The 23,815-nt window shown below is 70.5% G+C and carries 20 protein-coding genes; 14 read left to right on the top strand and 6 right to left on the bottom strand.

The annotated features are described in order from the left end of the window. Positions 1-27: 27 nt before the first annotated feature. The 9 genes from ftsW to ACT1U9_RS23290 all read left to right on the top strand — a co-directional run bounded on the left by ftsW (position 28) and on the right by ACT1U9_RS23290 (position 8,597). Complete coding sequence (gene ftsW, locus ACT1U9_RS23250; RefSeq protein ID WP_444534604.1) at positions 28-1,374, top strand: putative lipid II flippase FtsW; 1,347 nt, start codon at positions 28-30, stop codon at positions 1,372-1,374. Between the two features lie 6 nt (positions 1,375-1,380). Then, positions 1,381-2,466, top strand: coding sequence for an undecaprenyldiphospho-muramoylpentapeptide beta-N-acetylglucosaminyltransferase (murG, locus tag ACT1U9_RS23255; protein ID WP_188274122.1), 1,086 nt, complete (start codon positions 1,381-1,383; stop codon positions 2,464-2,466). Between the two features lie 24 nt (positions 2,467-2,490). Beyond that, positions 2,491-3,288 carry a cell division protein FtsQ/DivIB gene (locus ACT1U9_RS23260; protein ID WP_444534605.1) on the top strand — a complete coding sequence of 266 codons (798 nt, stop codon included), beginning with the start codon at positions 2,491-2,493 and terminating at the stop codon, positions 3,286-3,288. Positions 3,289-3,564: 276 nt separating this feature from the next. Continuing rightward, on the top strand, positions 3,565-4,758 hold the full coding sequence (gene ftsZ, locus ACT1U9_RS23265) for a cell division protein FtsZ (protein ID WP_361428129.1): 1,194 nt from the start codon (positions 3,565-3,567) through the stop codon (positions 4,756-4,758). Positions 4,759-4,775: 17 nt separating this feature from the next. Beyond that, the gene (gene pgeF / locus ACT1U9_RS23270; RefSeq protein WP_444534606.1) at positions 4,776-5,519 is read left to right on the top strand and encodes a peptidoglycan editing factor PgeF; all 744 of its coding nucleotides are present in this window, start codon (positions 4,776-4,778) and stop codon (positions 5,517-5,519) included. Then, the gene (locus ACT1U9_RS23275; protein WP_444534607.1) at positions 5,506-6,228 is read left to right on the top strand and encodes a YggS family pyridoxal phosphate-dependent enzyme; all 723 of its coding nucleotides are present in this window, start codon (positions 5,506-5,508) and stop codon (positions 6,226-6,228) included. The genes pgeF and ACT1U9_RS23275 overlap by 14 nt, the downstream gene beginning before the upstream one ends. 142 nt (positions 6,229-6,370) lie before the next feature. Continuing rightward, a complete protein-coding gene (locus tag ACT1U9_RS23280; protein WP_444534608.1) occupies positions 6,371-6,982 on the top strand; it encodes a cell division protein SepF in 612 nt (203 codons plus the stop codon). Positions 6,983-7,052: 70 nt separating this feature from the next. Continuing rightward, positions 7,053-7,343, top strand: a complete 291-nt coding sequence (locus ACT1U9_RS23285) for a YggT family protein (RefSeq protein ID WP_188274128.1) — start codon at positions 7,053-7,055, stop codon at positions 7,341-7,343. Between the two features lie 57 nt (positions 7,344-7,400). Further along, the gene (locus ACT1U9_RS23290) at positions 7,401-8,597 is read left to right on the top strand and encodes a DivIVA domain-containing protein (RefSeq protein WP_444534609.1); all 1,197 of its coding nucleotides are present in this window, start codon (positions 7,401-7,403) and stop codon (positions 8,595-8,597) included. A gap of 289 nt (positions 8,598-8,886) precedes the next feature. Here ACT1U9_RS23290 and ileS read toward each other — a convergent pair whose 3' ends face one another. After that, on the bottom strand, positions 8,887-12,027 hold the full coding sequence (gene ileS / locus ACT1U9_RS23295) for an isoleucine--tRNA ligase (protein WP_444534610.1): 3,141 nt from the start codon (positions 12,025-12,027) through the stop codon (positions 8,887-8,889). Positions 12,028-12,601: 574 nt separating this feature from the next. Here ileS and ACT1U9_RS23300 point away from each other — a divergent pair. The 4 genes from ACT1U9_RS23300 to ACT1U9_RS23315 all read left to right on the top strand — a co-directional run bounded on the left by ACT1U9_RS23300 (position 12,602) and on the right by ACT1U9_RS23315 (position 17,163). Beyond that, entirely contained in the window at positions 12,602-13,582 is a 981-nt protein-coding gene (locus ACT1U9_RS23300) for a TraR/DksA family transcriptional regulator (RefSeq protein WP_444534611.1), read from the top strand. 64 nt (positions 13,583-13,646) lie between these two features. After that, positions 13,647-14,213: a signal peptidase II gene (gene lspA / locus ACT1U9_RS23305; protein WP_188274132.1), complete on the top strand. Its 567-nt coding sequence runs from the start codon at positions 13,647-13,649 to the stop codon at positions 14,211-14,213. 71 nt (positions 14,214-14,284) lie between these two features. Further along, positions 14,285-15,226 (top strand): RluA family pseudouridine synthase, encoded by a 942-nt coding sequence (locus tag ACT1U9_RS23310; protein ID WP_188274133.1) that lies wholly within the window; start codon positions 14,285-14,287, stop codon positions 15,224-15,226. Positions 15,227-15,576: 350 nt separating this feature from the next. After that, on the top strand, positions 15,577-17,163 hold the full coding sequence (locus tag ACT1U9_RS23315; protein ID WP_444534612.1) for a Na+/H+ antiporter: 1,587 nt from the start codon (positions 15,577-15,579) through the stop codon (positions 17,161-17,163). A gap of 89 nt (positions 17,164-17,252) precedes the next feature. On the opposite strand, the gene ACT1U9_RS23320 is transcribed toward ACT1U9_RS23315, so the two are convergent. After that, positions 17,253-18,296, bottom strand: coding sequence for a mechanosensitive ion channel family protein (locus ACT1U9_RS23320; RefSeq protein WP_444534613.1), 1,044 nt, complete (start codon positions 18,294-18,296; stop codon positions 17,253-17,255). Between the two features lie 30 nt (positions 18,297-18,326). Here ACT1U9_RS23320 and ACT1U9_RS23325 point away from each other — a divergent pair, with 30 nt between their 5' ends. After that, entirely contained in the window at positions 18,327-18,896 is a 570-nt protein-coding gene (locus tag ACT1U9_RS23325) for a dienelactone hydrolase family protein (protein ID WP_444534614.1), read from the top strand. A gap of 8 nt (positions 18,897-18,904) precedes the next feature. Here ACT1U9_RS23325 and ACT1U9_RS23330 read toward each other — a convergent pair whose 3' ends face one another. The 4 genes from ACT1U9_RS23330 to ACT1U9_RS23345 all read right to left on the bottom strand — a co-directional run bounded on the left by ACT1U9_RS23330 (position 18,905) and on the right by ACT1U9_RS23345 (position 23,667). After that, a complete protein-coding gene (locus ACT1U9_RS23330; protein WP_444534615.1) occupies positions 18,905-20,557 on the bottom strand; it encodes an alkaline phosphatase D family protein in 1,653 nt (550 codons plus the stop codon). A gap of 89 nt (positions 20,558-20,646) precedes the next feature. Then, a complete protein-coding gene (locus tag ACT1U9_RS23335; RefSeq protein ID WP_444534616.1) occupies positions 20,647-21,459 on the bottom strand; it encodes a thioredoxin domain-containing protein in 813 nt (270 codons plus the stop codon). A gap of 79 nt (positions 21,460-21,538) precedes the next feature. Continuing rightward, positions 21,539-22,228: a hypothetical protein gene (locus ACT1U9_RS23340; RefSeq protein ID WP_444534617.1), complete on the bottom strand. Its 690-nt coding sequence runs from the start codon at positions 22,226-22,228 to the stop codon at positions 21,539-21,541. A gap of 110 nt (positions 22,229-22,338) precedes the next feature. After that, positions 22,339-23,667 (bottom strand): DUF2252 domain-containing protein, encoded by a 1,329-nt coding sequence (locus ACT1U9_RS23345; RefSeq protein WP_444534618.1) that lies wholly within the window; start codon positions 23,665-23,667, stop codon positions 22,339-22,341. Positions 23,668-23,815: the final 148 nt, after the last annotated feature.

A 23,815-nucleotide genomic window follows, 5' to 3' on the forward strand; every position in this document is an offset into this window, starting at 1 on the left:
CGGGCACGACTGGAGGGGACAGCACACATGCCGGCCGAAGCGAGCACGCCCGGGCTCGTACTGCGCAGCCGTGCCGTCGGATCCGTGCGGCGCCCGGCGGTCAAGCGAACCGGAAGCACCGGCTCCGGCCGCAGCCCCCGGGGCGGCCCCAGGCGGCTCTTCGAGCAGGTCCGGCGGGCCTGGGACCGGCCGCTGACCGCGTACTACCTGATCCTCGGCAGCTCGCTGCTGATCACCGTGCTCGGTCTGGTGATGGTCTACTCGGCCTCGATGATCAAGGCCCTGGAGCTCTCGCTGCCGGCCTCGTACTTCTTCCGCAAGCAGTTCCTCGCCGCGATGATCGGCGGGGCGCTGATGGCGGCGGCCGCCCGGATGCCCCTCAAACTGCACCGGGCGCTGGCGTACCCGATCCTGGTCGTGACCGTCTTCCTGATGATCATCGTGCAGATCCCCGGGATAGGGATGCGGGTCAACGGCAACCAGAACTGGATCTATCTGGGCGGCCCGTTCCAGCTCCAGCCCAGCGAGTTCGGCAAGCTCGCGCTGGTCCTGTGGGGCGCCGACCTGCTCGCCCGCAAGCAGGACAAACGGTTGCTCACCCAGTGGAAGCACATGCTGGTGCCGCTGGTCCCGGTCGCCTTCCTGCTGCTCGGGCTGATCATGCTCGGCGGCGACATGGGCACCACCATGATTCTCTCGGCCATTCTCTTCGGTCTGCTCTGGCTCGCCGGGGCCCCCACCCGGCTCTTCGCGGGTGTCCTCTCGGTGGCCGGAGCGCTCGCGGTGCTCTTCATCAAGACCAGCCCCAACCGGATGGGCCGGCTCGCCTGCATCGGCGCCACCGACCCCGGTCCGCAGGACAAGTGCTGGCAGGCGGTCCATGGAATCTACGCGCTCGCGTCGGGCGGATGGTTCGGTTCCGGCCTGGGCGCGAGTGTGGAAAAATGGGGTCAACTCCCCGAACCGCACACCGACTTCATCTTCGCCATCACCGGTGAGGAACTGGGCCTGGCGGGGACATTGTCGGTGCTCGCCCTGTTCGCGGCTCTAGGCTATGCGGGTATCCGCGTGGCCGGACGCACGGAGGACCCCTTCGTGAGGTACGCCGCGGGAGGTGTGACCACCTGGATCGTGGCCCAGGCCGTGATCAACATCGGTGCGGTGCTCGGCCTGCTGCCGATCGCCGGTGTCCCGCTCCCGCTGTTCTCCTACGGTGGGTCCGCGTTGCTGCCGACCATGTTCGCCGTGGGGCTGCTGATCGCGTTCGCGCGGGACGACCCCGCGGCGCGGGCGGCGCTGGCCATGCGGCAGCCTCGGGTGAGTTGGAAGTCGATGAGACGGCGCGTCAAGAAGCGTCCGTCCGGAGAGCGGTGAATTTCGGTGCATGTCGTACTCGCCGGTGGGGGGACCGCCGGCCACATCGAGCCCGCGCTCGCCCTCGCGGACGCCCTGCGCAGGCAGGACCCGACCGTGGGGATCACGGCCCTCGGCACGGAGAAGGGCCTGGAGACGCGGCTGGTCCCCGAGCGGGGCTATGAACTCGCGCTCATCCCGGCCGTCCCGCTGCCCCGCAGGCCCACCCCCGAACTGATCACCGTCCCGGGGCGGCTGCGCGGCACCATCAAGGCCGCCGAGCAGATCCTGGAGCGCACCAAGGCGGACTGCGTCGTCGGCTTCGGCGGCTATGTCGCGCTGCCCGGCTACCTCGCGGCCAAGCGCCTCGGGGTGCCGATCGTGGTCCACGAGGCCAACGCCCGCCCGGGCCTGGCCAACAAGATCGGCTCGCGGTACGCGGCCGGGGTGGCCGTCGCCACGCCCGACAGCAAGCTGCGCGGCGCCCGCTACATCGGCATCCCGCTGCGGCACTCCATCGCCACCCTCGACCGCGCCCGGGTCCGCCCCGAGGCGCGCGCCGCGTTCGGGCTCGACCCCAACCTGCCGACGCTGCTCGTCTCCGGCGGCTCGCAGGGCGCCCGCCGCCTCAACGAGGTCATCCAGCAGGTCGCGCCGGTCCTCCAGCGCTCCGGCATCCAGATCCTGCACGCGGTCGGCCCGAAGAACGAGCTGCCGCGCGCCGACAACATGCCCGGAATGCCGCCGTACATCCCGGTACCGTACGTGGACCGGATGGATCTCGCGTACGCCGCGGCCGACATGATGCTCTGCCGCGCGGGCGCGATGACCGTCGCCGAACTCTCCGCCGTCGGGCTGCCCGCCGCCTATGTACCGCTGCCGATCGGCAACGGCGAACAGCGGCTCAACGCCCAGCCGGTGGTGAAGGCGGGCGGCGGTCTGCTGGTCGACGACGCCGAGCTCACCCCCGAGTGGGTGCAGGGCCAGGTCCTGCCCGTGCTCGCCGACCCGCACCGGCTCTACGAGATGTCGCGCGCGGCCAGCGAGTTCGGCCGCCGCGACGCCGACGACCTGCTCGTCGGCATGGTGTACGAGGCGATCGCCGCGCGCTGACGGAGCGGCAGAAGGCAGGGGACCGTGGCCGGACAGGCGACCGCTCGACGCGGGGCGGGACAGGCGAAGAAGTCCGGCCCGTCCGGCCCCCGGCGTCCCGGCAGCGGCCGCCTCCGGCTGCCGCTGCGGCCCCGGGCGCTGCTGATCCTGGCCGCCGTCGTGGTGCTCGGCGCCGCCGTCACCTGGGTGCTCTACGGCTCCACGTGGCTGCGGGTCGAGCGGGTGAAGACCACCGGGACCGAGGTGTTGAGCACCGCCGAGGTCGAGGCGGCCGCGAAGGTGCCCGTCGGCTCGCCGCTGGTCTCGGTCGACACGGGGGCGATCGAGGCGCGGCTGCTGCGCGCGCTGCCGAGGATCGACTCGGTGGACGTCGGCCGCTCCTGGCCGCACGGCATCACGCTGGAGGTGACCGAGCGAAAGCCCGTACTCCTCATGCGAAAAGGCGCGAAGTTCGTCGAAGTGGACGCCAAGGGTGTGCGGTTCGCCACGGTGACCAAGGCGCCCGCGGGCGTACCGCTGCTCGACCTGAACCCGGACAACTCGCCCAGTCTGCGCCGGTTTCCGGTCGACGCGCTGCTGCGCGAGGCGGTGAAGGTCACGGGCGAACTCCCGGCGCCGGTGGCCAAGGACACCCGGCTGGTACGAGTCACCTCCTACGACGCCGTCTCCCTGGAGTTGAGCCGCGGGCGTACCGTCCTGTGGGGCAGTGACGAGGACGGCGAACTCAAGGCCCGTACCCTGGTCGCCCTCATGAAAGCGGCGGCCAGGGCGCGGTACTTCGATGTGAGTGCGCCCACCGCCCCTGCGGTATCGGGGAGTTGACGCACATCTGCGCTGGCCAGCACCCTGGTTGGTCATCGCTACGGGTGATCACATAGGGTGAAAAGAAAAACGGGAGGTTCGGCGTGTTCGTTGAACGTGCGCCACTTGTCGACTTAGTGTCCTGTTCGGAAGAGTCCAGGGAACAGACACATTGGTAACCCTAAACTTCAACGTTAGGGTTCGGGTCGGCGTTCGGACCGTCCCACATCGGCAGTCGTCGTCGCCGTGCGGCAACCGCACGTGACGACCCGTAACTCGAGGCGAGAGGCCTTCGACGTGGCAGCACCGCAGAACTACCTCGCAGTCATCAAGGTCATCGGTGTCGGCGGCGGTGGTGTCAATGCCATCAACCGAATGATCGAGGTCGGTCTCAAGGGCGTCGAGTTCATCGCGATCAACACCGACGCACAAGCTCTGTTGATGAGCGACGCCGACGTCAAGCTCGACGTCGGCCGTGAACTCACCCGCGGCCTCGGGGCCGGAGCCAACCCGGCAGTCGGGCGCAAGGCGGCAGAGGACCACCGCGAGGAGATCGAGGAGGTCCTCAAGGGGGCCGACATGGTCTTCGTCACCGCGGGCGAAGGCGGTGGCACCGGCACCGGCGGCGCGCCCGTCGTCGCCAACATCGCGCGCTCGCTCGGCGCCCTCACGATCGGTGTGGTCACCCGGCCGTTCACCTTCGAGGGCCGCCGTCGCGCCAACCAGGCGGAGGACGGCATCGCCGAGCTCCGCGAAGAGGTCGACACCCTCATCGTCATCCCCAACGACCGGCTGCTGTCCATCTCGGACCGCCAGGTCTCGGTGCTCGACGCGTTCAAGTCGGCCGACCAGGTGCTGCTCTCCGGCGTCCAGGGCATCACCGACCTGATCACCACCCCGGGCCTGATCAACCTCGACTTCGCCGACGTCAAGTCGGTCATGTCCGAGGCCGGTTCGGCGCTCATGGGCATCGGCTCGGCGCGCGGCGACGACCGCGCGGTGGCCGCCGCCGAGATGGCGATCTCCTCGCCGCTCCTGGAGGCGTCCATCGACGGCGCCCGTGGCGTGCTGCTCTCCATCTCCGGCGGCTCGGACCTCGGCCTGTTCGAGATCAACGAGGCCGCCCAGCTGGTCAGCGAGGCCGCCCACCCCGAGGCCAACATCATCTTCGGCGCGGTCATCGACGACGCGCTCGGCGACGAGGTCCGGGTCACGGTCATCGCGGCCGGGTTCGACGGCGGACAGCCGCCGGCCCGCCGGGACAACGTCCTCGGCAGCGCCGGCGCCAAGCGCGAGGAGCCCACGCCGGTGCGCGCCACCGAGCGCCCGCTCGGCGGACTCGGCACGGTCAGCGCCCGCGAGGACACCCCGGCGCCCGCGCCGGTCGACCCCGCGCCGGTCGCCGAGGCCAACCCGCCGCACGTGCCGACGGCCCGCCCGTACCAGGACAGCCAGGCCGAAGAGCTGGATGTCCCGGACTTCTTGAAGTGATAGGGCAGCACTTGCTCGTGAGCGGCGCGCACTTCGCCTTCACCGACCGGTGGGGCGGGGTGAGCGCCGCTCCGTACGAGGAGCTCAACCTCGGCGGGGCGGTCGGCGACGACCCGGCGTCGGTGCGGACCAACCGCGAGCTCGCCGCCAAGTCGCTGGGGCTCGACCCCGGCCAGGTGGTCTGGATGAACCAGGTGCACGGGCCGGACGTCGCCGTGGTGGACGGGCCGTGGGGTGCGGACGCCGAGATTCCGTCGGTGGACGCGGTGGTGACGGCCCGTCGCGGGCTCGCCCTCGCGGTCCTGACCGCCGACTGCACACCCGTTCTGCTCGCCGACCCGGTCGCGGGGGTGGTGGCCGCCGCGCACGCGGGGCGGCCCGGGATGGTCGCGGGCGTGGTGCCCGCGGCGGTACGGGCGATGATCTCGCTCGGCGCCGAGCCGTCCCGGATCACCGCGCGGACGGGGCCCGCGGTGTGCGGGCGGTGCTACGAAGTCCCGGCCGCCATGCGGGACGAGGTCGCCCTGGCCGAACCGGCCGCCCGGTCCGAGACCAGCTGGGGAACGCCCGCGGTGGACGTCACCGCCGGGGTGCACGCCCAGCTCGAAGCACTCGGCGTGAGCGACCGGCAGGCATCCGCGGTGTGCACCCTGGAATCGCGCGACCACTTCTCGTACCGCCGCGACCGCACCACCGGCCGGCTCGCCGGGTACGTCTGGCTGGACGCCGAGGGGGAAGGAAGTGGGCATGACGGACCGTAAGGCGGAACTCGCCGCGAATCTGGCCCAGGTGGAGGAACGTATCGCCTCGGCCTGTGCGGCCGCCGGGCGCAAGCGGGACGAGGTGACGCTCATCGTCGTCACCAAGACCTACCCCGCCGACGACGTACGGCTCCTCCATGAACTGGGCGTCCGTCAGGTCGCCGAGAACCGGGACCAGGACGCGGCCCCCAAGGTCGCCGCCTGCGCCGACCTCGACGGACTGCGCTGGCACTTCGTCGGGCAGCTCCAGACGAACAAGGTCCGTTCCGTGGTGGGTTACGCGGATGTGGTGCAGTCCGTCGACCGGGACCGGCTGGTCACCGCCCTGTCCGCCGCCGCCGTGAAGGCGGAGCGGGAGGTGGGGTGCCTGATCCAGGTCGCCCTTGACGCGGAGTCGGGCGCGCGGGGCGACCGCGGGGGCGTCGCCCCGGACGGAATCGAGGAGTTGGCCCGACTTATGGCGGACGCGCCCGGTCTGCGCCTGGACGGTCTGATGACGGTGGCGCCGCTGGCGGGCGAGTACGCGGACAGGCAACGGGCCGCGTTCGAGCGGCTGATGGATTTGTCGACTGACCTGCGCCGCGCCCATCCGGCTGCGAACATGGTGTCAGCAGGGATGAGTGCGGACCTCGAAGAGGCTGTTGCGGCCGGAGCGACACATGTACGCGTCGGTACGGCGGTACTCGGAGTCCGACCCAGGCTCGGGTAACGTCGCGAAGCAAGTCGGACCACAGCAGAAAATATGGTCATTCCCACTCTTCGGTGGGCAGACCTAGTGGATCGTGGGCACTTGGTGACACTGCGACATATGGCTACAAGGGCGATCCACCACAGAGCGGAGGAATCGGAGAATGGCCGGCGCGATGCGCAAGATGGCGGTCTACCTCGGTCTCGTGGAGGACGACGGGTACGACGGCCCGGGGTTCGACCCCGATGACGAGTTCGAACCCGAGCCGGAGCCCGACCGTCGGCGGCATCAGCCCCCGCACCAGGTCGAACGGGACGAACCGGTACGAGTTGCACAACCGCCCGCCCAGCGCGAGCCGGTGGCCCATGTGGCCGCGCTGGCTGCGGAATCAGGGCGTCCGGCGCGAATCGCCCCCGTGGCGTCCATCACACCTGAACGTCCGAGCCTGGAGAAGAACGCACCGGTGATCATGCCCAAGGTCGTGTCCGAGCGAGAGCCCTACCGCATCACCACGCTGCACCCGCGGACCTACAACGAGGCCCGTACCATCGGGGAACACTTCCGCGAGGGCACGCCTGTGATCATGAATCTCACCGAGATGGACGACACGGATGCGAAGCGACTTGTCGACTTTGCCGCCGGACTCGTGTTTGGTTTGCACGGCAGCATTGAACGGGTGACGCAGAAGGTGTTCCTGTTGTCGCCTGCTAACGTCGATGTCACGGCGGAGGACAAGGCCCGTATCGCAGAGGGCGGTTTCTTCAACCAGAGCTGAGAACACGACACCGGGAACGAACCGGCCAAGGGGCCGGGGCATTGAGTGCAAGGGGAGAGGGAAGCGCGAGATGGGCGTCGCACTACAGGTGGTCTACATCGCGCTGATGTGCTTCCTCATCGTGCTGATCTTCCGGCTCGTCATGGACTACGTCTTGCAGTTCGCCCGCTCATGGCAACCCGGCAAGGCGATGGTGGTCGTTCTTGAGGCCACCTACACTGTCACCGATCCACCGCTCAAGCTTCTGCGGCGGTTCATTCCGCCGCTGCGTCTCGGGGGCGTGGCACTCGACCTGTCCTTCTTCGTTCTGATGATCATCGTCTACATCCTGATCTCCATCGTCACCAGCGTGGGGAGATAGATGTGAGCGATACGGGTTCCTGCCGACTGCCGACGACTACGTAGAGGTGAAGAAGAGATGCCGCTGACCCCTGAGGACGTGCGGAACAAGCAGTTCACGACCGTCCGCCTCCGAGAAGGCTATGACGAGGACGAGGTCGATGCGTTCCTGGACGAGGTCGAAGCCGAACTGACCCGCCTGCTGCGCGAGAACGAGGACCTGCGCGCCAAGCTGGCCGCCGCGACGCGTGCCGCCGCGCAGAACCAGCAGCAGGGCATGCGCAAGCCGGAGCCGCAGGACCAGCGAGGCCCGGGCGCTCCCGTGCCCGCCGCCATATCCGGACCGCCGCAGGTGCAGCAGCAGCCGCAGATGGGCCCGCCCCAGCTGCCGAGCGGCGCCCCGCAGCTGCCGGCCGGCCCCGGTGGCCACGGCCCGCAGGGCCAGCACGGCCAGGGCCCCATGGGCCAGAACCAGCTCGGCCAGGGCCCCATGGGCCAGGGTCCGATGGGCCAGAACCAGATGGGCCAGAACCAGCTCGGCCAGGGTCCGATGGGCCAGGGCCCCATGGGGCAGGGTCCGATGGGCCAGAACCAGCTCGGCCAGGGCCCCATGGGCCAGCCGATGGGCGGCCCCATGGGCGGTCACGGCCCGCAGCTGGCGCAGCCCGGCCAGGGCCCCGGCGGCGACAGTGCCGCGCGTGTCCTCTCGCTGGCCCAGCAGACCGCCGACCAGGCGATCGCCGAGGCCCGCTCCGAGGCCAACAAGATCGTCGGCGAGGCCCGGTCGCGTGCCGAGGGCCTGGAGCGGGACGCCCGCGCCAAGGCGGACGCGCTGGAGCGGGACGCGCAGGAGAAGCACCGCGTCGCGATGGGCTCCCTGGAGTCCGCCCGCGCCACCCTTGAGCGCAAGGTCGAGGACCTGCGCGGCTTCGAGCGCGAGTACCGTACGCGCCTGAAGTCCTACCTGGAGTCGCAGCTGCGTCAGCTGGAGACCCAGGCGGACGACTCGCTGGCTCCGCCGCGTACCCCGGCGACCGCGTCGCTGCCGCCGGCCCCGCAGATGAGCGGGTCGATGGCGTCGGCCGGTGCGGGCTCGATGGGGCACACCATGGGCGGCCAGCCGTCGATGGGCGGCGCGCCGTCGTACGGCGGGCAGCAGCAGATGTCGCCCGCGATGACGCAGCCGATGGCGCCGGTGCGGCCGCAGGGCCCGTCGCCGATGCAGCAGGCTCCGTCCCCGATGCGCGGCTTCCTGATCGACGAGGACGACAACTGACGGGCGGTACGCGCGTGACGCGCGCGTAGCCGTCGGCAGGCTAAGGGCCGGGCCCCCGGATTTCTCCGGGGGCCCGGCCCTTTTTGTTGGCCCCCACCCCGCCCCTTCCCGAAACTCTCCGAGGGAACTGGTCGGGTGCGGACCGTGCTGGGTTGCTCGCGCAGTTCCCCGCGCCCCTGAATACCTAGGGGCGCGGGGAACTGCGCGACAAGCCCCCACCGGCCTGCAGAGACAACAAAGCGGCCCGCCGCCCCGGCATACGGGGAAGCGGGCCGCTCTCGGCCGGGGGCTACGCCTTGCGGAGGCGGAACGTCAGCGACAGGGCCTCGTCCGTGAACGGGGCGCCGTACGTGTCGTCCGCCGAGCCGGCCGCGTAGTCCGTCGCCAGAACCTCGTCCGCGATCAGCTCCGCGTGAGCGGAGAGCGCCGAGACGACCGACGCGTCGGACGACGACCACCGCACCGCGATCCGGTCCGCCACATCGAGCCCGCTGTTCTTGCGAGCCTCCTGGATCAGCCGGATCGCGTCACGCGCGAGACCCGCGAGCCGCAGCTCCGGAGTGATCTCCAGGTCGAGCGCGACCGTCGCGCCGGAGTCCGACGCCACCGACCACCCCTCACGCGGGGTCTCCGTGATGATCACCTCGTCGGGGGCCAGCACCACGTCCTCGCCGTTCACCGACACCGACGCCGAACCCCTGTCCCGCAGGGACGCCGACAGCGCCGCCGCGTCCGCCGCCGCGACCGCCTTGGCCACGTCCTGGACGCCCTTGCCGAACCGCTTGCCCAGGGCACGGAAGTTGGCCTTGGCCGTGGTGTCGACCAGCGAGCCGCCCACCTCGGACAGGGACGCCAGGGACGAGACGTTGAGCTCCTCCGTGATCTGCGCGTGCAGCTCGGGCGAGAGGGACTCGAAGCCCGCCACCGCGACCAGCGCGCGCGACAGCGGCTGGCGCGTCTTGACGCCCGACTCCGCGCGCGTGGCGCGGCCCAGCTCCACAAGACGGCGCACGAGCAGCATCTGCTGCGACAGCGTCGGGTCGATCGCCGACGCGTCCGCCTTCGGCCACGACGACAGGTGCACGGACTCCGGCGCGTCCGGCGTCACCGGCACCACCATGTCCTGCCACACCCGCTCGGTGATGAACGGCGTCAGCGGGGCCAGCAGCCGCGTGACGGTCTCCACCACGTCGTGCAGCGTGCGCAGCGCCGCCTTGTCGCCCTGCCAGAACCGGCGCCGCGAACGGCGTACGTACCAGTTGGACAAGTCGTCCACGAACGCCGACAGGAGCTTGCCCGCGCGCTGGGTGTCGTAGGCCTCCAGGGCCTGCGTCACCTGGTCGACCAGCGCGTTCAGCTCGCTCAGCAGCCAGCGGTCCAGGACCGTGCGGTCGGCCGGGGCCGGGTCGGCCGCGCTGGGCGCCCACTCGGACGTACGGGCGTACAGGGCCTGGAAGGCCACCGTGTTCCAGTACGTCAGGAGCGTCTTGCGGACGACTTCCTGGATGGTGCCGTGGCCGACGCGACGGGCCGCCCACGGGGAGCCGCCGGCCGCCATGAACCAGCGCACCGCGTCCGCGCCGTGCTGGTCCATCAGCGGGATCGGCTGCAGGATGTTGCCCAGGTGCTTGGACATCTTGCGGCCGTCCTCGGCGAGGATGTGGCCCAGGCAGACGACGTTCTCGTAACTCGACTTGTCGAAGACGAGCGTGCCGACCGCCATCAGCGTGTAGAACCAGCCACGCGTCTGGTCGATCGCCTCGGAGATGAACTGCGCCGGGTAGCGGCTCTCGAACAGCTCCTTGTTCTTGTACGGGTAGCCCCACTGCGCGAACGGCATCGAGCCCGAGTCGTACCAGGCGTCGATGACCTCGGGGACGCGGACCGCGGTGTGCGAGCAGCCCTCGGCCGTGCAGGTGAAGGTGACGTCGTCGATGTACGGGCGGTGCGGGTCCAGCTCGGTGTGGTCCTGGCCGGACAGCTCGGAGAGCTCGGCGCGCGAGCCGACGCAGGTGAGGTGGTCGTCCTCGCAGCGCCAGATCGGCAGCGGGGTGCCCCAGTAGCGGTTGCGGGAGAGCGCCCAGTCGATGTTGTTGTTCAGCCAGTCGCCGAAGCGGCCCTGCTTGACCGAGTCCGGGAACCAGTTGGTCTTCTCGTTCTCCCGCAGCATCGCGTCCTTGACGGCGGTGGTGCGGATGTACCAGGACGGCTGCGCGTAGTAGAGCAGCGCGGTGTGGCAGCGCCAGCAGTGCGGGTAGCTGTGCTCGTACGGCACATGGCGGAAGAGCAGACCGCGGTCGGCCAGGTCCTGGGTGAGCTTCTCGTCGGCCTTCTTGAAGAAGACGCCGCCGACCAGCGGGACGTCCTCCTCGAAGGTGCCGTCGGGGCGGACCGGGTTCACCACCGGCAGGTCGTACGCCTTGCAGACCAGGAGGTCGTCGGCGCCGAAGGCGGGGGACTGGTGGACCAGACCCGTACCGTCCTCGGTCGTGACGTAGTCGGCGTTCACCACGTAGTGGGCGGGCGCCGGGAACTCGACCAGCTCGAAGGGGCGCTGGTAGGTCCAGCGCTCCATCTCGGCGCCGGTGAAGGTCTGCCCGGTGGCCTCCCAGCCCTCGCCGAGCGCCTTCTCCAGGAGCGGCTGGGCGACGACCAGCTTCTCCTCGCCGTTGGTGGCGACCACATAGGTGACCTCGGGGTGGGCCGCGACCGCCGTGTTGGACACCAGGGTCCACGGGGTCGTCGTCCACACCAGGAGCGCGGCCTCGCCCGCCAGCGGGCCGCCGGTGAGCGGGAAGCGGACGAAGACCGAGGGGTCGACGACCGTCTCGTAGCCCTGCGCCAGCTCGTGGTCCGACAGGCCGGTGCCGCAGCGCGGGCACCAGGGGGCGACGCGGTGGTCCTGGGTGAGCAGGCCCTTGTTGAAGATCTCCTTCAGCGACCACCAGACGGACTCGACGTACTCGGGGTCCATCGTCCGGTAGGCGTCGTCGAGGTCGACCCAGTAGCCCATACGGGTCGTGAGCTCGGCGAAGGCGTCGGTGTGGCGGGTCACGGACTCGCGGCACTTGGCGTTGAACTCGGCGATGCCGTACGCCTCGATGTCCTTCTTGCCGTTGAAGCCGAGCTCCTTCTCGACGGCGAGCTCGACCGGCAGGCCGTGGCAGTCCCAGCCGGCCTTGCGGGCCACGTGGTAGCCCTGCATGGTCCGGAAGCGCGGGAAGACGTCCTTGAAGACGCGGGCCTCGATGTGGTGGGCACCGGGCATGCCGTTGGCGGTCGGCGGGCCCTCGTAGAAGACCCACTCGGGGCGGCCCTCGGACTGTTCGAGGCTCTTGGAGAAGACCTTCGACTGCTCCCAGAAGTCGAGCACGGCGTGCTCAAGAGCGGGCAGGTCGACCTGGGCGGGCACCTGGCGGTACTGCGACATCCGTTCATCCTCCGGCGGATCGTCGTACGTTTCCGTCGGAGGGACGAGAGCTGTGCGCTCCCGCGGTACCACCCTCCTTGGCGGTGTGCGGAACACCGCCCCCTCATTGGGGTGCGAAGCCGGTTCTACTCGCTCCCGCTGGACGGTCGCTTTCTTCCGGCGGCTCCGGGGTGATCTTCACATCGCGCTCGCCTCCGGGCTCCCACCGTCCCCGGATCGCTCTTGGCTGCGTACGACGCTACTCGTCCCATTCGCGCCTCTCGCTGCGCCCAGTGTACGGGCCCGCACCGACAGCGGCCGACCGGTTTTCGGCGGACCGGGACCGGCGGTCCACCGGACGGTGCCCCCGCGTGCGCAGATGACCCGAATGGCCATACGTGGCCGGGCGGAGTCCGGCTCCGCCCGTGTGGCGGATTACGGGCCACAGAGCTGGGCACAACGGATGCAGGTTCGTCTCCGGGCGTGCGTGGCGGGGCCGGACCGGCGGCGTGCCCCGTTGCCGCGGGCCTGGGGTCGATTTATCGTCCCAGCACGATTCGCGAGCAAGATCACAATATGTGAAGGGGCCGCGGCCATGGTGGCGAAGAAGACCGCGTTGGCGTCCGAGGACGCCGTTCAGGCCGCGGCCACGGTGGCGTCCAAGGACGCCGTGAAGGGGGCGGCCACAACACGCTCTTCCAGCAAGCAGGCTGCGGCCGCGAAGGCGTCGGCCCCGAAGAAGGCCGCGGCCAAGAAGACCTCGGCCACGAAGGCCGCGACCAAGAAGGCCGCCGTCAAGAAGACCGCGCCGAAGAAGGCGGCGGCAAAGAAGGCCGCGGCCGAAGAGGCCGGGACCAAGAAGGCCGCGGCCAAGAAGGCTCCGGCCAAGAAAGCCGTGGCCAAGAAGGCCGCGTCCAAAAAGGCCGCTGTTGAAAAGGCGACCGGGGCCGAGAAGGCTGCCGCCAAGAAGACGGCGTCCGCCAAGAAGGCGCTGCCGGGCAAGGCTGCCGGTGGGGCAGCGAAGAAGGTCGCCACCGCGGCCAAGGGGGCGGCCCAGGCCGCGGAGCAGAGGGGAGCCAACAAGGTGGTTGCCAAGAACACGGCGGGCGGGGCGCCGGCCAGGAAGTCCACGGCGGCGTCGACCGTACCCAAGGCGCGGGCCGTCGACTCGGCCGTGCCCGGTGTGCTGCCGGTGCGGCCCGGCGAGGACCCGTGGACCCCGGCGGAGGTCGCCGAGGCCCGTAACGAGCTCTCCAGCGAGGTGCTGCGGCTGCGCAGCGAGATCGAGAACTCCGAGCAGGCCCTGAACGGCCTGATGCGCGACTCCGGGGACGGCGCGGGCGACGACGACGCCGACACCGGTACCAAGAACATCACCCGCGAACACGAGATGGCGCTCGCCGCCAACGCGCGCGAGATGCTGGAGCAGACCGAGCGGGCGCTTGAGCGCCTGGACGCCGGTACGTACGGCTACTGCGAGGTCTGCGGCAATCCGATCGGCAAGGCGCGGATGCAGGCGTTCCCGCGCGCGACCCTCTGCGTCGAGGACAAGCAGAAGCAGGAACGGCGGGGCTGACTCCGTACGCGTGTGTCGTACCCTCGTCCTCAGTCAGGTACCTAGGTTTGGTTGAGGGACTCACGTGGCCGAAGCGGAGCGCATCATCGGAACGCCGGACGTAGACGGGCCCGACGAGGCCGCTGTCCCCGCCGAGCGGCCCAGGGGTAGGCGCAGGATCGCCGTGCTGTTCGCGGTGGCGCTCTTCGCGTTCCTCCTCGACCTCGGCAGCAAGATGCTCGTGGTGGCCAGGCTGGAGCACCACGAGCCGATCGAGGTCTTCGGCGATCTGCTGAAGCTGGAGGCGATCCGGAACCCGGGTGCCGCGTTCGGTATGGGCGAGGCGTTCACGGTGATCTTCACGGTCATCGCGGCGACCGTCATCGTGGTGATCTTCCGGCTCGCCCGCAAGCTCTACAGCCTGCCGTGGGCGATCGCGCTCGGCCTGCTCCTCGGCGGTGCGCTCGGCAACCTCACGGACCGGATCTTCCGCTCCCCGGGCGTCTTCGAGGGCGCTGTGGTCGACTTCATCGCCCCCAAGGGCTTCGCGGTCTTCAACCTGGCCGACTCCGCGATCGTGTGCGGCGGCTTCCTGATCGTGATCCTCTCGTTCCGGGGTCTGGACCCGGACGGAACGGTCCACAAGGACTGAAACGGTCCACAAGGACTGATCCACAACCCGGTGCGAACGGGGTTGTCGGTGCGACAAGGCATACTCGACGGGTGAGTACGATTCCCGAGATCCGCACCTTGCCCGTTCCCGACGGCCTTGAGGGCGAGCGCGTCGACGCCGCCATCTCCCGCATGTTCGGGTTCTCCCGTACGAAGGCGGCCGAGCTCGCCGCCGCGGGGAAGGTCCTGGTCGACGGCTCGGTGGTGGGCAAGTCCGAGCGGGTGCACGGGGGTGCGTGGCTGGAGGTCGAGATGCCCCAGGCGCCCGCGCCGGTGCAGATCGTGGCCGAGCCGGTCGAGGGCATGGAGATCGTCCACGACGACGACGACATCGTCGTGATCGTGAAGCCGGTCGGCGTCGCCGCCCACCCGAGCCCGGGCTGGACCGGGACGACGGTCATCGGCGGCCTCGCGGCGGCCGGGTACCGGATCTCGACCTCGGGCGCGGCCGAGCGCCAGGGCATCGTCCACCGCCTCGACGTGGGCACCTCGGGCCTGATGGTCGTCGCCAAGTCGGAGCGGGCGTACACCTCGCTGAAGCAGCAGTTCCGCGAGCGGACCGTCGACAAGCGCTACCACGCCCTGGTCCAGGGCCACCCGGACCCGATGAGCGGCACGATCGACGCCCCCATCGGGCGCCACCCGAACCACGACTACAAGTGGGCGGTCACGGCCGAGGGCAAGGCGTCCGTGACGCACTACGACCTGATCGAGGCGTTCCGGGCGGCGTCGCTGCTGGACATCAAGCTGGAGACGGGCCGCACGCACCAGATCCGCGTGCACATGTCCGCCCACCGCCACCCCTGCGTGGGCGACCTGACGTACGGCGCGGACCCCACCATCGCCAAGCGCCTCGGCCTGACCCGGCAGTGGCTGCACGCCGTGCGCCTCGGCTTCACGCACCCCGGCGACGGCGAGTGGGTCGAGTTCGAGAGCCGCTACCCGGACGACCTCCAGCACGCGCTGGACGTGATCCGCGCGGAGAGCGAGTGACGGCGTTCGCCGTCCGGGTCGTCGACGGCCCGGGTGACCTCCAGGCGTGCTTCGCGGTACGCCGGGAGGTCTTCGTCGTGGAGCAGGGTGTGCCCGAGTTCCCCGATGCGGGGATGCCGCATGTGGCCATGCGGAAGGCGCTTTGGCGCTGCGCGCGTGCTGAGGATTCGTCTGCGGGCCGGTGGGGGCCGGTCGCGCAGTTCCCCGCGCCCCTTAATGGGCCCTTCGGGCCCTCCTAGGGGCGCGGGGAACTGCGCGATCAGCCACGCACGGTCCACAGCCTGACGCCGTCCCTGGGGGGTTCGTGGCACGCTGAGGGTCTTGATCGGATCGTCGCCCGGAGGGCATCCGTGGATCAGCTGGCCCTGCTGTTCGTGCTGCTGCTCGGCGCGGTGGTCACGGTTCCGATCGGCGACCGGCTCGGGCTGCCCGCGCCGGTCCTGATGACCGTGCTCGGCGGCGTCCTCGCCCTGATCCCGGTCGTGCCGAACGTCGCCGTTCCGCCGGACTACATCCTTCCGCTCGTGCTGCCGCCGCTGCTGTACGCCTCCGTACAGCGCACGTCCTGGCGGCAGTTCGCGGCCAACGTACGGCCGATCCTGCTGCTCGCCGTGGCGCTGGTGTTCGTCACCACGGCAGCCGTGGCGGCCGTCGCGCAGGCGGTCGTGCCGGGGCTGCCGATCGCCGCCGCCGTCGCGCTCGGCGCCCTCGTCGCACCGCCCGACCCGGTCGCCGCCACCGCCGTCGCGGGCTCGCTGGGGCTGCCCCGCCGGCTGGTGTCGATCCTGGAGGGCGAGGGGCTGTTCAACGACGTCACCGCGATCGTGCTGTACCACGTGGCCATCGCCGCAGCGGTCAGCGGCGACTTCTCCTGGCCCGACGCGGTGGGCGAGCTGGTGCTCTCGGCCGTGGTGGCCGTCGCCGTCGGGCTCGTACTCGGCTGGGCCGCCAACAAGTTGATGGGCCTGCTCGACGACGCCACGCTCCAGATCGGGCTGACCCTTCTGGTGCCGTTCGTGGGGTACGTACTGGCCGAGGAGTTCGGCGGGTCCGGGGTGCTCGCGGTGCTCACCCTCGCGCTGTTCCTGGCCGAGCACACGCTCGACGCCGACGATGTGCAGGGGCGGCTCGCGGGGGCCACGTTCTGGCAGATCGTCGACACGCTGGTCACCGGGATCGCGTTCGGTCTCATCGGCCTCGAACTGCACAACGTGTTCGGCACCGCGACCGGCCGCGTGGGCGAGATGGCGGGCTGGGGCGCGGCGGTCGTCGGGGTCGTGGTGGGCGTACGGCTGCTGTGGCTGATGCCCGCGACCTGGCTCGCCAAGCGGCTGCACACGCGGCGGGACTACGACGAGGAGATCCCCACCAGCTGGCGGGAGACCATCGTCATGTGGTGGGCCGGGATGCGCGGCGTGGCCTCGGTGGCGCTCGCCCTCGCCATCCCGTTCAAGACCGACGACGGCTCGCCCTTCCCCGGGCGCGACGAGATCGTGTTCATCGCCTTCTGCGTGATCATGACGACGCTGGTGTTCCAGGGGCTGACCCTGCCGTCCCTGGTGCGGCGGCTCGGCGTACGGGCCGACACCGACGCCGAGCGGGCGCTGGAGCGCGAGCTCGCGATCCGCGCGGCGAAGGCCGCGAAGCGGCGGCTGCGGGAGATCGAGGACGTGGAGGAGCTGCCGGAGGAGGTCATGGAGCAGCTGCTGCGCAGGGCGTACGACGTGGGGGCGCGGATCAGTCCGGACATGGTGGACGAGGAGCGGCGGGAGGCGTACGCGAAGCGGGTGTCGCGGTTGCGGACGGTGCAGCGGATTCAGCGGGAGATGATGTCTGCGGCGCGGCATGAAGTGCTGTCCGCGCGCAGTGAGCCGGGCGCGGACCCGGAGATCGTGGACCGGGTCCTCCGCCAGCTGGATGTCCGCAGCCTGCGGTGACGTCGGGGGCTTCGCCCCCGAACCCCCTGTTCGTCTGCGGACCGTGGGGGCTTGTCGCGCAGTTCCCCGCGCCCCTAGGGGGTACGGGTTCAGCCCTGCTCGTCCGCTTCCGCCGTTGCGATTCGGGGCAGGGCGTACGGGTGGTACGTGTGCAGCCACGTGATCATTTGTTCTCGGACCGTCACGCGGACCGTCCAGATGTCGCTCGCGTCCTTCGCCGTGACCGTCGCGCGGACCACGATCGTGGACGGGGTGGTGTCCGTGACGGCCAGGGCGCTGTCGCGGCCGTCCCAGGCGGGGCACTCGCGCAGGATGTCCGCCAGTTGCTCGCGCATCAGCGCTATGGGCGCCGAGTGGTCGAGGTGGAAGAAGACCGTGCCGGTCATCTGCACCCCGCCGCGCGACCAGTTCTGGAACGGCTTGCTGGTGAAGTACGAGACCGGCATGGTCAGGCGGCGCTCGTCCCAGGTGCGGACCGCGAGGAAGGTCAGCGTGATCTCCTCGACCACGCCCCACTCGCCGTCCACGACCACCGTGTCCCCGATCCGCACCATGTCGCCGAACGCGATCTGCAGCCCCGCGAAGAGGTTGCCGAGCGTCGACTGGGCGGCCACACCGGCCACGATGCCGATGATGCCCGCCGAGGCGAGCAGCGAGGTCCCGGCCGTCCGCATCGCCGGGAACGTCAGCAGCATCGACGCCGCCGCGACCACGCCCACGACCGCCGTCACCACGCGCTGGATCAGCGTCACCTGCGTACGCACCCGGCGCACTCGCGCGGGATCCAGCGCGGAGGCCGCGTAACGGGCGTACGAGGCCTCGACGACCGCCGCCGCGATCCGTACCACCAGCCAGGCGCTCGCGCCGATCAGGACCAGCGAGAGCGTCTGTCCCAGGCCCTCCTCGTGGTCCTCGACCGGCCGCCATTTGATCTGGAGGTACGTGCCTCTCAGGAGCGCGGCCAGGACCACTACCTGCAAGGGGACGCGGCAGCGGCGCAGCAGGCCCCACAGCGGGGTCTCGCTGTGCCGGGCGTCGGCACGTCGCAGCAGTCGGTCGGCCAGCCACACCAGGGCCAGCGTGAGCACGACCGAGCCGCCGATCACGATCAACGGGCGCAGCACGTTCTCCATGCCCCCGACCGTAGCTGGCACCATGGCCCCATGAACATCATGCTTTTCCATTCGGCGTACGGCCTGCGGCCCGCCGTGCACGAGGCGGTCGAGCGGCTGCGCGCCGCCGGACACGTGGTGCACGTGCCCGACCTCTACGACGGCCGTACCGCCGAGACCGTGGAGGAGGGCATGACGATCCGCGACGAGATCGGCAACGACGAGCTGCTCAAGCGGGCGATCCTGGCCGCCGCCCCGCACTCCGACGAGGGTCTGGTCTACGCCGGGTTCTCGCTCGGCGGCTCGCTCGCCCAGACCCTGGCGCTCGGCGACGAGAAGGCGCGCGCCCTGCTGCTCTTCCACGGCACCGCCGACATCGCCGAGGACGCCTCGGTGGACGAGCTGCCCGTACAACTGCACGTGGCGGACCCGGACCCGTTCGAGACGCACGACTGGCTGAACACCTGGTACCTGCGGATGGGCCGGATCGGCGCCGACGCGGAGATCTACCGGTACCCGGGGGCGGGGCACCTCTACACCGACCCCGGGCTCGCGGACTACGACGAGGCGGCCGCCGAGCAGAGCTGGCGGACCGCGCTAGCCTTCCTCGAAACGCTGTAGTCCGCGTCTCAGACGACGGGCGAGTAGACCCGCTCGGCCTTCTGGGTGCCGTTCAGTGTCCGGTACGAGCGGGTCCACGAGGACGTCGCGTCGCGCCTGCGCTTGTCGGACAGCGAGTAGTAGTCCATCTGCGAGCGCTGGGCGGTGACGTCCAGGACGCCGTAACCGTGCCCGTCCATGTCGACCCACTTCACATGGCGGTTGGCGGCCTTGACCGCGGCGGCCGCGACCAGCGAGACCGTGTGCGCGGGCACGTGCAGGGTGTCGTCGAGGTTGTCCGAGGTCACGGAGGTCACCACGAACTCCGTGGCCGCCGACTTCGACAGCGGGTACGTGCCCGCCTTCACCGGTACGTCGTTGGCCCACGCCATGTGGATGTCACCGGTGAGGAAGACGGTGTTGGAGATGCCGTTGTCCACCAGGTGGCTCAGGAGCTCACGGCGGTCGTCCGTGTAGCCGTCCCACTGGTCGACGTTGATGGCGATGCCCTCCCGGGGCAGGCCGAGCAACTCCGCGATGGGTGCGGTCAGTTCGGCCGGGAGCGAGCCGAAGGCGACCGGCGAGATCATCACCGGGTTGCCGACCAGCTTCCAGGCGGCCTGCGACTGCGAGAGCCCGCTCTTGAGCCAGTCCAGCTGGGCCCGGCCGGTGATCGTACGGTCCGGGTCGTCGACCTTGCCGCTGCCCGCCTTCGCCTGCTGGGAGCGGAAGGAGCGCAGGTCCAGGAGGTGCAGATCGGCCAGCTTGCCGTACTGGATACGGCGGTAGGTGGTGCCCGCGATCGACGGGCGGACCGGCATCCACTCGAAGTAGGCCTGCTTGGCGGCGGCCACCCGGTCCGACCAGTCGCCCTCGACGCCCGGCGTGTGGTTCTCGGCCCCGCCGTTCCAGGCGTCGTTGGCGAACTCGTGGTCGTCCCAGATCGCGATCATCGGGTGCGCGTGGTGCATCGCCTGGGTGTCGGCGTCGCCCTTGTACTGGCCGTGCCGGGTGCGGTAGTCGGCGAGGTCGATGATCTCGTGCGTGGGCTCATGCTGTCGTACGACGTACTTGGCCGCCGGGTAGACACCGGTCGCGTACTCGTAGATGTAGTCGCCCAGGTGCAGTACCGCGTCCAGGTCGGAGCGGGCGGCGAGGTGGCGGTACGCCGAGAAGTAGCCGGACTCCCAGTTGGAGCAGGAGACCACGCCGAAGCGGACGTTGGCGGCCGCCGCGTCCGTGGCGGGGGCGGTGAGCGTACGGGCCACGGGGGAGACGGTGGCGCCCGCCGTGAAGCGGTACCAGTACGGCGTCGCGGGACGCAGACCGCGCACATCGGCCCGGACGGTGTGGTCCGAGGCGGCGGTCGCGGTGGTGACGCCCTTGGCGACGATCCGCGTGAAGCCCTTGTCCTCGGCTATCTCCCAAGAGACGTCCGTGTCCGGGCCCTTGCCGGAGCCCGGCACGGCCTCGGGGACGGGGGTGACCCGGGTCCACAGCAGGATCCCGTCGGGCAGCGGGTCGCCCGAGGCGACGCCGTGCAGGAAGGCGGGGGCCGACGACGCGGTGTCGGCGACGGCGGCGGTCGCGCCGGCCACCAGGGGCGCGGCGACGACAGCGGTGGCGGCAGCGGCCTTGACGACCGAGCGGCGGGTGGGGGTTGAGGTGAATCGACTGGTCACAGCCGCACACCTTACTGACGGGTAGTGAGAACGGGCAGACTCGCCGGCAAAGTTCGTCCGCCCGTTCACATACCGTTACCCGAACCGGGTCAGCCCTTCAGGGCCTTGTCGATGGCCTTGTTGAACGAGGCCGGGTCCTGCGGCGCGTTGTCGCTGCCCTCGGCGGTGATCTTCTTGCCGTCCATCTTGAGCGTAGGCGTTCCGGTCACACCGCTGTCGTCGAACTTCTTCGACATGGTGAGCGCCCACTTGTCGAACGTGCCGTCCTGGACGTCCTTCTGGAACTTGGCGTTGCCCTTGAGCGCCGGCACGGTGTCGGCGACCTGGAGCAGGTAGTCGTCCTTGGCGAACTTGTCGCTGGTCTCCTGCGGGTGCCACTTCGCCGAGTAGAGCTGCGCCTTGTACTCCATGAACGCCTCGGGGCTCACATTGAGCGCGGCGCCCAGCGCGCTGAGCGCGTTCTTGGAGCCGGTGCCCGGGCTGCCGTTGTCGATGAAGGTGGCGCCGATGAACTGGATCTTGTACTTGCCGGCGTCGACGTCCTTCTTCACCGTGGAGCCGACCTGCTCCTCGAAGACCGAGCAGATCGGGCAGCGCGGGTCCTCGTACATCTCCAGGGTCTTCTTGGCCGTCGGCTTGCCGATGACGACGGTGGTGCCGTCGGTGCCCGTGGTGTTGGCGGGCTTCACCAGCGCCTTGTCCTTGGCCGCGTCCCACGCGTCGGGCTTGTTGGCCTGCATCACCGCGTAGCCGACGCCGCCGGCTATCGCGAGGACGCCGACGATCGAGGCGGCGACGACCACCTGGCGGCGTGCCTTGTCCTTCTTCGCCTGGCGCTCGCGCTCCAGTCGCAGCCGATCGCGGGCGGCAGCCTTGTTGGCCTGGCTGTTGCGTGAACTCATGATCGTTTTCTCCGTGTGGCAGGTGTGGCAGGTGAGAAAGTGCTGTGGGGGGACTGCTGCGTTCGTACGGCGGCTGTGCTCAGACGGCCGCGAGCAGCGCGGAGCAAGGCGGTCCCCGCCGGCCCACGGAGTGCACGAGCAGCCGCGCGCGGGACGCCGACGGGCTCCGGCGCACGGGGCGCACGCGCAGCCGTACGGTACGGAACGCGCCGCCCACCACGGCGACCGCGAGCAGCAGCGGCCGGAACGCGAGCAGCGCGACCGTGCGCACCAGGCGCGCCAGCGCCGCCTCGCCGCGCCGCAGCCACAGCGCGGCCAGCAGCCCGATCACCAGATGCGCCGCGAGCAGCAGCCACGGCACGGCAGGTCCCGGCCCGGCGAGCAGCGCGGCCGCGCGCGCCCGGGACTCGGCGACACCGGGCAGTTCGGTGCCCATGCCCCCGCCGCACAGCACGTTCACGCCGACCGCCTTGAGCGCGCCCGCGACCGGGCCGCCGGAGGGCCCGTAACAGACGTGCTGGCCGGTCGAGAAGACGGTGTCGGCGGCCAGTTCGAGGGGGACGAGCAGTCCGGCGATCGACCAGAAGCCGCGCTCGCGGCCCGCCAGCGCGTACGCGACGAGGAACACGGTCGCGGCGGCCCCGGCCACCAGCGGCGTCGGCAGCTGGACCCGGGAGAGCAGGACGTGGGACGCGCTGGAGAGCGTCACGACGAGCGCTGTGAAAAGCGCCGCGCGTGCCGCTCTGAGCCGCGTATCCGATATGTCCACTGCGTTGGCCTCGGGGTGATCCGGGGGCCGGGGAGGGTCCCCGGAAAAGCTGTCGTCGGCGACGAGTCTCCCACGGGCCGCCGTCAGCGGCGCCTAAGAAGTCGGTGAGACTACAGACCCGGGATCCGACCGTTACGGAACAGGTCGACGAAGATCTGGTGGTCCGCGCGGGCCCGCGCCCCGTAGGTGTGCGCGAAGTCGACGAGCAGCTCGCCGAAGCTCTCCTCGTCGGCCGCGATCGCCGCGTCTATGGCCCGCTCGGTGGAGAACTGCACCAGGTCCGAGTGGCCGCTCTCGTCGTCCGCCGCCGCGTGCATGGTGGCCGTCGCCCGGCCGAGGTCGGCGACGACCGCCGCGATCTGCTCCGGGTCGTCGATGTCCGACCAGTCCAGGTCCACCGCGTACGGCGAGACCTCGGCGACCAGCTGCCCGGCGCCGTCCAGCTCGGTCCAGCCCAGCCACGGGTCGGCGGCGGCCTGCAGGGCGCGCTGCGAGATCACCGTGCGGTGGCCCTCGTGCTCGAAGTAGCCGCGCACCGCCGGGTCGGTGATGTGCCGCGAGACCGCCGGGGTCTGCGCCTGCTTCATGTAGATCACGACGTCGTTCTCCAGGGCGTCGCTGTGCCCTTCGAGCAGGATGTTGTACGAGGGCAGCCCGGCCGAGCCGATCCCGATCCCGCGCCGGCCGACGACGTCCTTGACCCGGTAGGAGTCGGGGCGAAGCAGGCTGGAGTCCGGCAGCGTCTCCAGGTAGCCGTCGAAGGCGGCCAGGACCTTGTAGCGGGTCGCCGCGTCCAGCTCGATGGAGCCGTCGCCCTCGGTGAACCGACGTTCGTACTCGCGGATCTCCGTCATCGAGTCCAGGAGCGAGAAGCGCGTACGCGCGCGTGCCGCCCGCAGGGCGCCGAGCAGCGGCCCCTCGGCCGTGTCCAGCGTGAACGACGGCACCTCGTCGTCCTTGGCGCCGGCGGCCAGCGCGTGGATGCGCTCGCGGTAGGCGGCCGCGTAGATCCGCACCAGCTCGGTGATCTGCTTGTCGCTGAGCGCCTTGGCGTGGCCGATCAGGGCGAGCGAGGCGGCGAAGCGCTTGAGGTCCCAGGTGAAGGGGCCGACGTACGCCTCGTCGAAGTCGTTGACGTTGAAGATCAGCCGGCCGTTGGCGTCCATGTACGTACCGAAGTTCTCCGCGTGCAGATCGCCGTGGATCCACACCCGCCCGGTGCGCTCGTCCAGGTACGCTCCGCCGCGCTTCTCGGCGTCCAGGTCCGCGTAGAACAGGCAGGCCGTGCCCCGGTAGAAGGCGAACGCGGAGGCCGCCATCTTGCGGAACTTGACCCGGAACGCGGCCGGGTCGGCGGCCAGGAGCTCGCCGAAGGCGGTGTCGAAGACGGAGAGGATCTGCTCGCCGCGCTGCTCGGCGGTGTGCTGCGGGACCGACATCTCCGGGTGCCTCCTGGTGCGTGTAAAGCGGGGTGACAAGGTCGTGCTGGGTAACAAAAGGACTGCCGTGCTGCCCCTTCAACGCGCGACCGTACCTCGTAGTGCCCCGGGTCCCGCTACCCGCCGCGGACATCCACAGAGCCCTCCG

It is taken from the genome of Streptomyces sp. BR1, assembly GCF_052373795.1.
GTDB lineage: Bacteria > Actinomycetota > Actinomycetes > Streptomycetales > Streptomycetaceae > Streptomyces.

Bases quoted from the DNA above. Each gene is read 5' to 3' on its own strand.
- ftsW (WP_444534604.1), top strand. From the start codon at position 28: ATGCCGGCCGAAGCGAGCACGCCCGGGCTCGTACTGCGCAGCCGTGCC.
- ACT1U9_RS23275 (WP_444534607.1), top strand. From the start codon at position 5,506: ATGACGGACCGTAAGGCGGAACTCGCCGCGAATCTGGCCCAGGTGGAG.
- ACT1U9_RS23280 (WP_444534608.1), top strand. From the start codon at position 6,371: ATGGCCGGCGCGATGCGCAAGATGGCGGTCTACCTCGGTCTCGTGGAG.
- ACT1U9_RS23285 (WP_188274128.1), top strand. From the start codon at position 7,053: ATGGGCGTCGCACTACAGGTGGTCTACATCGCGCTGATGTGCTTCCTC.
- ACT1U9_RS23290 (WP_444534609.1), top strand. From the start codon at position 7,401: ATGCCGCTGACCCCTGAGGACGTGCGGAACAAGCAGTTCACGACCGTC.
- ileS (WP_444534610.1), bottom strand. From the start codon at position 12,027: ATGTCGCAGTACCGCCAGGTGCCCGCCCAGGTCGACCTGCCCGCTCTT.
- ACT1U9_RS23300 (WP_444534611.1), top strand. From the start codon at position 12,602: ATGGTGGCGAAGAAGACCGCGTTGGCGTCCGAGGACGCCGTTCAGGCC.
- ACT1U9_RS23320 (WP_444534613.1), bottom strand. From the start codon at position 18,296: ATGGAGAACGTGCTGCGCCCGTTGATCGTGATCGGCGGCTCGGTCGTG.
- ACT1U9_RS23325 (WP_444534614.1), top strand. From the start codon at position 18,327: ATGAACATCATGCTTTTCCATTCGGCGTACGGCCTGCGGCCCGCCGTG.
- ACT1U9_RS23335 (WP_444534616.1), bottom strand. From the start codon at position 21,459: ATGAGTTCACGCAACAGCCAGGCCAACAAGGCTGCCGCCCGCGATCGG.
- ACT1U9_RS23345 (WP_444534618.1), bottom strand. From the start codon at position 23,667: ATGTCGGTCCCGCAGCACACCGCCGAGCAGCGCGGCGAGCAGATCCTC.